Raw genomic sequence first — 8429 nt, 5'->3', positions numbered from 1 at the left:
CAAGTTTTAATCAACATCACCGCCGATGGATGTGCATTCTACAGTATTTCAGATCAGGCGCAACCCCTTTTCCCTATTATTTTACCAATAACATCCCGACTGTTTATTTATTCTGCAAAATAGACCAATTTTCTTATTTTTAAGCTTAAATTCACAGCATTTTCACCTTAAAGCTTATTAAACAACCCAAATAAAAATCCAATCTACACCATTTTATTATTTTCATTATCGCTTTCTATATTCCGCATCTGCCTTTCAGAGGCTCGCTCTCTATCTATATACAATACATAGACGGGGTAAAATATACAGGGTAAAGAAGCATCCATAAATTTAAAATAAAATCACCAATCCCATTAATCAACGCAAGAAAGCATTTAAATTTTCATCTTGTCCCAAGCAATCCATTCATGCTTTAAACTCGCCAATTCTCCACTGGCTTTATAGTGCCTCATCAATAATGATTACATTATTTTTAATCTTTAAATTATGATGATTAACTATCATTCAAACCATTATGAATGTTGAATGTTGAATGTTGAATGTTGAATGTTGAATGTTGAATGTTGAATGTTGAATGTTGAATGTTGAATGTTGAATGTTGAATGTTGAATGTTGAATGTTATTATTAAATTTTAGGCATAAAAAAACCGCCTTTAAGCGGATTATTTACATCATCTTTTAGAAAGATGGTCGGAGCAGTAGGATTCGAACCTACGACCCCCTGGTCCCAAACCAGGTGCGCTACCAAGCTGCGCCATGCTCCGAATTGGGGTGAATGATGGGATTCGAACCCACGACAACCGGAATCACAATCCGGGGCTCTACCAACTGAGCTACATCCACCGTTACAACATTTTCAGATTCTAAAATATCAAGCTACCACAAATGGTGCGCCTGACAGGATTCGAACCTGTGACCATCCGCTTAGAAGGCGGATGCTCTATCCTACTGAGCTACAGGCGCATGACCTATGATATTAAATACCATGAAACCTTCGCCTTGAAGAATTGGTCGGAGCAGTAGGATTCGAACCTACGACCCCCTGGTCCCAAACCAGGTGCGCTACCAAGCTGCGCCATGCTCCGATTCATCTTAGCTTCATACTGCAGTTCATGCGGTACGGTGTGCATTCTAGGCGTGACGCTTAGTAACGTCAACACCTAGAGTCAAAAAAAATCAAAAAAAACGCTTCGAATGTATATTTATCAAGCACTTTAGCCATTTTATATACAATTATTAGCGTTTTAAATTGGCACTGAAGTTCAACATGCGATCAAGCGCTAATTTAGCGCGTTCTGCAAGAGCCAAACCGACGTATATTTCTTGATCAGCCTTTTGTAAAACCGCTAAAATCCCATCCAATTCATTCATTGCCATCCAAGGACAATGTGCACAAGATCGACACGTTGCCCCTTCACCTGCCGTTGGAGCTTCAATCAAAGTCTTGCTGGGTACAGCTTGTTGCATTTTATAGAAGATGCCACGGTCAGTTGCCACAATCAAACGCTCATTTGGCAGGGTCTGTGCCGCTTTAATCAGTTGAGAGGTACTTCCTACTGCATCCGCAATATCAACCACGGATTCTGGTGACTCTGGATGTACCAAAACAGCTGCATCTGGATAGAGGGTTTTCATGTTGGCAATACCACGTGCACGAAATTCCTCATGCACAATACAGGCACCATCCCACAGCAACATCTCTGCGCCAGTTTTCTTTTGAATATAACGACCCAGATGCTGATCTGGTGCCCAAATAATCTTCTCACCCAGACTATCTAGATGCTCGACAATCTCAACTGCACAGCTAGATGTCACCACCCAATCGGCACGCGCTTTGACTGCCGCAGACGTATTAGCATATACCACAACGGTATGATCCGGATGTGCATTACAGAACGCGGTAAACTCATCGACAGGACAACCCAAATCCAAAGAACAGGTGGCTTCCAAAGTTGGCATCAACACCGTTTTTTCAGGGGAAAGGATTTTTGCAGTTTCTCCCATAAATTTCACGCCTGCCACAACCAAGGTGGATGCGGCATGGTCACGGCCAAAACGGGCCATTTCTAATGAATCTGAAACACACCCACCAGACAGTTCAGCCAGCTCTTGAACTTCAGGAGCACAATAATAATGGGCGATAAGGACAGCGTCACGTTTTTTAAGTTCTGCCAGAATTTGCGCAAATTTCTCCTGCTTGACCTCATCACTTAAATGAATATCTTTAGGCTCGCCTAAACGATCTAAATGCACCTGCACAATCGATTTAGCTTCATTGGCAATTAAATGGGCCGCATCATTCATAAACGTCTTCTCTATCCTTAGTGCTTGTTAGACCACAAGCAGTACACTCAATTCACTGATCAGAATGGCATCATGCTTTTTTGACCAGTCATTAAAAACTTTACATTATAAAAAAGCCTCACTACGGAGGCTTTTTTCATTCAACTAAACTTAAGAACGGTAATCTGCGTTGATCTTGACATAGTCATAAGACAGATCGCAGGTATAGACCGTGTCTTTTGCCTGACCTCGTCCTAAATCAACACGGATGGTCATTTCAGCCTGAGACATCACGCGCGCACCAGCTTCTTCCGTATAGTCCGCTGCCGCACCACCATCTTTGCAGATCTGTACATCATCTAACCAAACCTGGATTTTTTCAACGTCTAAATTTTTAACACCCGCATAACCAATCGCAGCAAGGATACGCCCCCAGTTTGGATCAGATGCAAAAATTGCAGTTTTCACCAAAGGTGAATGCGCAATGCTATAGGCAATATCGCAACATTCCTGGGTATCTGCACCGCCTTCAACTGCAACTGTAATGAATTTGGTTGCACCCTCGCCATCACGAACAATCAGTTGTGCTAGACGCTTCATCACTCGTGTTAAAACATCGAGAACCACAGCATAACGTGCATCATCAGTCGATGTGATTTCTACACCACCAGCTTGACCGGTCGCCACAAAAATACAGGAGTCATTGGTTGAGGTATCGCCATCGACCGTAATACGGTTGAATGAAACGTTTACTGTTGTATTTAACAGCTGCTGTACCAATTCACGGCTGATTGGCGCATCTGTGGCTACATAGCTCAGCATGGTCGCCATATTCGGGCGAATCATGCCTGCACCTTTTGAGATACCAGTCATGGTATACATCACACCATCTAGCTCAAATTGCTCAGATGCGCCTTTAGGTAAAGTATCTGTGGTCATAATGCCAGTTGCGGCATCTAACCAGGCATCTTCGCGTAATGAATCCAGTGCAGGTTGCAATCCTGTCATTAAACGCTCAAGTGGAAGCTGCTCACCAATCACCCCGGTTGAAAAAGGTAAAATTTCACTTGCAGATACGCCCGCAAGTTCAGCCAGTTTCACACATGTCGCTTCAGCATTCGCCATGCCGATTTTACCGGTACCTGCATTGGCATTACCGGTATTAATCACTAAATAACGCGGATTGCCCACCTGAAGATGTGCTTTGCAAATATGTACCGGCGCAGCACAAAATGCATTTTGGGTAAATACACCGGCCGCATTGGAACCTTCAGCAAATTCAAAAATGACCAGGTCGCGTCGGTTCGGATAGCGCACATACGCTTCAGCTGAACCAATTTTTACACCTTTAACCACATGCATCTGTGGCATTGTTACGTCGCCGACCGCCATTTTTAAACTTCCAAATAAGTTCGTGATAAAAACACAGCTTAGTAGAAATTGGCTAAAAAATCGAGCAGAACACTTTGTTTGATTTATTTTTTATCGGATTGAGGTTTCCAAGCACAAAAAAACCAGTCCGCGGACTGGTTTTAAAAAAATAACATCGGTTTAGTTAGATGCCAATTGGGTCGCTTCCGATAATAATGCCTGTTTGGCTTTTTCTTGACTTGCTGGAGATAAAGCAGGGTTTGACGCCACAATACGGTTCACATTGGCCGCATTGGCTGCAGTCACCGCCGCAGTTTCCAATACCACTGGACGTTGATTCGGATTAGCAAAAGTATAACGAATACCAGTGCGTGGGCTTGCAACTGTAATGTTACCATCCTGAGCAACTGCCGGAGCTGTTGTTGCACCACGAGCAGCTTGTACTTTGTCTAAAGTTGTTGTTTGAGCTGCATTATTTGCAAAAGTCAAAGTAGGAATAGCTAAAGCTGCAATCATCAATGGTTGTAATACTTTTTTCATTGTCTTTTCCGCTTTTCAGTGTTCGATATGCAACTAAATACCACTTAATTTAGTTCTCTGCAAACGTATTCACATCTTGAAAAACTAAATAACATACTTGAGGAATTAAAAAAGCCACTTTAAATGGCCCCCCTCTCAACCAACAAGAGAAATATTTAAAGTGGCTTCACAGTCTGGGTAAAATTAAATTTTACCGTGACATTGCTTGTATTTTAAACCTGAACCACATGGACATGGCGCATTACGGCTTGCAGGTGGAATAATTTCTTGTTCATCGACTGCAGTATATTGTGCATCCAATCCTTCAGCCGTAGCACCGATTAAGCCATCCACTTCTGCATGCGAAAGATTCAGCTGCATCGCTTCAGCTTGAGCCTGTTTCTGTGCTTCCATTTCAGCCAGTTCTTCAGCTGTAGGCACATGAACACGTGAAAGATCGGTAATCACATCCGACTTAATCACTGCAAGCATATTTACAAACAAATTAAATGCTTCTTTCTTATACTCTTGCTCTGGATTTTTTTGCGCATAGCCACGTAAATGAATGCCTTGACGCAAGTAATCCATCGCTGCCAAATGTTCTTTCCAGTGACGGTCTAAAGCGCTCAACATGAAATGACGTTCCAGCATGGCTGCAGATTCATCACCCATTTGTTGACGGCGATCACGGTAGCGATTCACGATTTCATCAGAAATACGTTCCACCAAAGCTTCTTCATCTAAACGACGGTCTTGTTCCAGCCATTGATTCACCGGTAAATCGATACCTAAATCATCACGTAATGCACGTTCTAAACCATCAATATCCCATTGATCATGAATTGATTCGGGTGGAATATAGTTAGTAATCATTCCTTTGATCACTTCATGATGCATTTCTTCGATGTATTCTTGCAAAGTACTTTCAGCAAGCACTTCATCACGCTGCGAATAAATGATCTTACGCTGTTCGTTATTGACGTCATCGTATTTCAACAAGTTTTTACGAATGTCAAAGTTACGTGCTTCTACTTTACGTTGTGCATTTTCAATCGAACGTGACACCATTTTGTGTTCAATAGCTTCATCTTCTTGCAAGCCCATTGCACGCATCATGCCGACAACACGATCACCTGCGAAAATCCGCATCAAGTCATCTTCAAGCGACAAGTAGAAACGAGAAACACCTGGGTCACCTTGACGACCGGCACGACCACGTAACTGGTTATCGATACGACGAGATTCGTGACGTTCTGAACCAATAATATGCAAACCGCCAGAAGCAATCACCATTTCGTGGTTTTGTTCCCACTCGGCTTTTAAACGTGCTTCATCTTCAGCGGTATAGTTTTCAATTTTGGCAAGCTTTGCTTTCCAGTTACCACCGAGCAAAATATCGGTACCACGACCTGCCATATTGGTGGCAATGGTTACCGCATTAGGTGAACCTGCTTGCGCAATAATATCAGCTTCGCGTTCATGCTGTTTCGCATTCAACACTTCGTGGACAATACCGGCTTCTTTCAATTTATCCGAAAGAATTTCACTGGCTTCAATGGTGGCTGTACCAATCAGGATAGGCGCAACACCTGCTTCATGAATATTTTGAATTTCTTGAATAATCGCGTTGTATTTACCATTACGGTTTAAATAAATTAAATCGTTCTGGTCATTACGGATCATTGGACGGTGGGTTGGAATCAGCACCACATCCAGACCGTAAATTTCTTTCATTTCCGCCGCTTCAGTATCAGCAGTACCTGTCATACCTGAAAGCTTTTTGTATAAACGGAAATAGTTCTGGAAAGTGGTGGTTGCAAGAGTCTGGTTTTCAGGTTGGATTTCCAGACCTTCTTTTGCTTCAACCGCCTGGTGCAAGCCTTCTGACCAGCGACGACCCGGCATAGTACGACCGGTATTTTCATCTACAATAATCACTTCACCATCATCGATGATGTACTGAACATTACGTTGATAAAGATAATGCGCACGAATGGCAGCTGAAACATGATGAACCAAGTTCAAATTAGCTGATGAATACAAGCTCTCGCCTTCTGCAAGCAAGCCCATTTTAATTAATTCATCTTCAACTGTTTCATAACCGATTTCTGTCATTTCGACAGAGCGTTGTTTTTCATCAATCCAGAAATGACCACCGTCCGGTACTTTTTCTTCTTTTTGCGGGGTCAATTTTGGTGGAATGCTATTAATCGCAGCATACAATTGTGAAGAGTCATCACTTTGACCAGAAATGATCAATGGAGTACGTGCTTCATCAATCAGGATCGAATCGACCTCATCGATAATAGCGTAGGCTAGGCCACGCTGTTTTTTCTCAGCCAGTGAGAACACCATGTTGTCACGAAGATAGTCAAAACCAAATTCGTTGTTGGTACCGTAAGTAATATCGGCACGATAGGCTTCTGCTTTTTCGGTCGGATTTTGCATTGAGTAAATAATACCAATGCTTAAACCCAAAAATTCGAATAATGGTCGGTTTAACTCGGCATCACGTTGTGCCAAGTAATCATTTACAGTGATGACATGTACACCTTGACCGCTAATTGCATTTAAATAACAGGCCAGGGTACCCATCAGGGTTTTACCTTCACCGGTACGCATTTCTGCAATTTTACCTTCGTGAAGTGTAATACCACCAATCAACTGGACATCATAATGGCGCATCCCCATGACTCGTTTTGCCGCTTCACGACAAACCGCAAATGCTTCAGGCAATAATTTATCAAGGCCATCGCCTTTGTTATATCGTTGTTTGAATTCTTCAGTTTTTGCAGATAAGTCTGCATCGCTTAGTGCAGATATCGTCGGCTCGAGCGCATTAATCTTATCTACGATTTTACGCATGCGTTTGAGTTCGCGCTCATTTTTGGTACCGAAGATGCCTCCGATCAGACTTGCCAACATGAATAGACTCTCTAAATCTTGCTTGTCGAATGAATAAATTTTTTCTCAGTCGTTATTATGGTGCTAGAAATTTGAAGTACAAGGGTTTTGCACAAAACCGATCAAAAAATTCTGGTCACTCTTTCTAGCACATGACAGTTAACGAAAATCAATGTAACAAATTTTAAACAGCCAATATAGTCATAAAATCCGTCATTTATGCAGATTTTACAAATCAGATTCAGCTTATATATTCCATTTCCTCATAAAGAAATACAAAAACGCTATTTTCCTTGGAAAAAAAATTGCGCCATATTAGGTTTCATCAAGGTTTATAAACAATAATTTGAGGCTATAAAAATGACATTACATTTAGGCGATACCGCACCGAATTTTGAGCAGGACTCAAGTGAAGGCACAATTAATTTCTACGACTACTTGGGTGACAGCTGGGGAATCTTATTTTCCCATCCTGCCGACTACACTCCGGTATGTACCACTGAACTGGGCTATACCGCAAAACTGAAAGATGAATTTGATAAACGCGGTGTAAAAGCCATTGCCCTGTCAGTTGATGATGTCGAATCACATAAAGGCTGGATTAAAGACATTAACGAAACCCAAAATACTTCGGTGAATTTCCCGATCATTGCCGATAAAGACCGCAAAGTGTCTACGCTTTATGATTTTATTCACCCCAATGCCAGTGAGACTTCAACTGTTCGTTCTTTGGTGATTATTGATCCAAATAAAAAGGTGCGTTTAATTATTACTTATCCTGCATCTACAGGTCGTAACTTCAATGAAATTTTACGTGTCATCGATTCGCTACAATTGACAGACAAGCATAAAGTAGCGACCCCTGCCAACTGGCAACAAGGTGAAGATGTGGTGATCGTAGCTTCTCTTCAAGATGAAGAGGAAATCAAACAGCGTTTTCCTAAAGGCTATAAGGCAGTAACCCCTTACTTACGCTTCACCCCACAACCTGAGACAAAATAAGACACTGTCTTATTTCTCGCAAGACAAACACAAAGGATAAGTAAAACCCCGCTCCGCCCTTGCGCAAAAGCCAAGGGCTATATCGTAGGAGTAAGCATTACAAAAAGGACTGCTTTAATTTATTGCAATATAAACGAATTGCAGCATTTAAAATCAGCAAACAACGTTCACCCCAAATTTAATATGAACAACAATGCTAAAAAGCAGGACTAAAATGGTGAGCCACATCTCGATTGCTAAAAGCCTGTCTTAGTGATCTGCACCCCGAAAGTTAGACGGTTTGATTAAGCAGCTTTTAAGGACTGATTTCTGTACTCTACAGGACTCAGTCCTTTTAATTTAACCTTGAT

At 41.9% G+C, this 8429-nt stretch carries 6 protein-coding genes and 4 tRNA genes; 1 reads left to right on the top strand and 9 read right to left on the bottom strand.

Annotated features, from left to right (window positions below; translation table 11 throughout):
* Window positions 1–687: 687 nt before the first annotated feature.
* The 8 genes from ACKI4H_RS14345 to secA form a co-directional block, all read right to left on the bottom strand.
* A tRNA-Pro gene (locus tag ACKI4H_RS14345) sits at window positions 688–764 on the bottom strand.
* A 3-nt stretch (window positions 765–767) separates the two neighbouring features.
* Window positions 768–843 (bottom strand) — tRNA-His (locus ACKI4H_RS14340).
* Between the two features lie 43 nt (window positions 844–886).
* A tRNA-Arg gene (locus tag ACKI4H_RS14335) sits at window positions 887–963 on the bottom strand.
* A gap of 45 nt (window positions 964–1008) precedes the next feature.
* Window positions 1009–1085, bottom strand: a tRNA-Pro gene (locus ACKI4H_RS14330).
* A gap of 151 nt (window positions 1086–1236) precedes the next feature.
* Window positions 1237–2304 (bottom strand): quinolinate synthase NadA, encoded by a 1068-nt coding sequence (nadA, locus tag ACKI4H_RS14325; RefSeq protein WP_407306888.1) that lies wholly within the window; start codon window positions 2302–2304, stop codon window positions 1237–1239.
* A gap of 150 nt (window positions 2305–2454) precedes the next feature.
* A complete protein-coding gene (argJ, locus tag ACKI4H_RS14320) occupies window positions 2455–3675 on the bottom strand; it encodes a bifunctional glutamate N-acetyltransferase/amino-acid acetyltransferase ArgJ (protein WP_407306886.1) in 1221 nt (406 codons plus the stop codon).
* A gap of 159 nt (window positions 3676–3834) precedes the next feature.
* Entirely contained in the window at window positions 3835–4194 is a 360-nt protein-coding gene (locus ACKI4H_RS14315; RefSeq protein ID WP_407306884.1) for a hypothetical protein, read from the bottom strand.
* A gap of 183 nt (window positions 4195–4377) precedes the next feature.
* Window positions 4378–7098, bottom strand: a complete 2721-nt coding sequence (gene secA, locus ACKI4H_RS14310) for a preprotein translocase subunit SecA (RefSeq protein ID WP_407306881.1) — start codon at window positions 7096–7098, stop codon at window positions 4378–4380.
* A 339-nt stretch (window positions 7099–7437) separates the two neighbouring features.
* Between secA and ACKI4H_RS14305 the strand changes: the two genes are divergently transcribed.
* The gene (locus ACKI4H_RS14305) at window positions 7438–8079 is read left to right on the top strand and encodes a peroxiredoxin (protein ID WP_407306879.1); all 642 of its coding nucleotides are present in this window, start codon (window positions 7438–7440) and stop codon (window positions 8077–8079) included.
* Window positions 8080–8363: 284 nt separating this feature from the next.
* On the opposite strand, the gene ACKI4H_RS14300 is transcribed toward ACKI4H_RS14305, so the two are convergent.
* Complete coding sequence (locus ACKI4H_RS14300; protein WP_407306890.1) at window positions 8364–8429, bottom strand: IS3 family transposase; 66 nt, start codon at window positions 8427–8429, stop codon at window positions 8364–8366.

The organism is Acinetobacter sp. (genome assembly GCF_045628685.1).
Classification (GTDB): Bacteria; Pseudomonadota; Gammaproteobacteria; order Pseudomonadales; family Moraxellaceae; genus Acinetobacter.
Note: the sequence above shows the minus strand (reverse complement) of the source record. Positions and strands in the feature narration are given on the sequence as shown.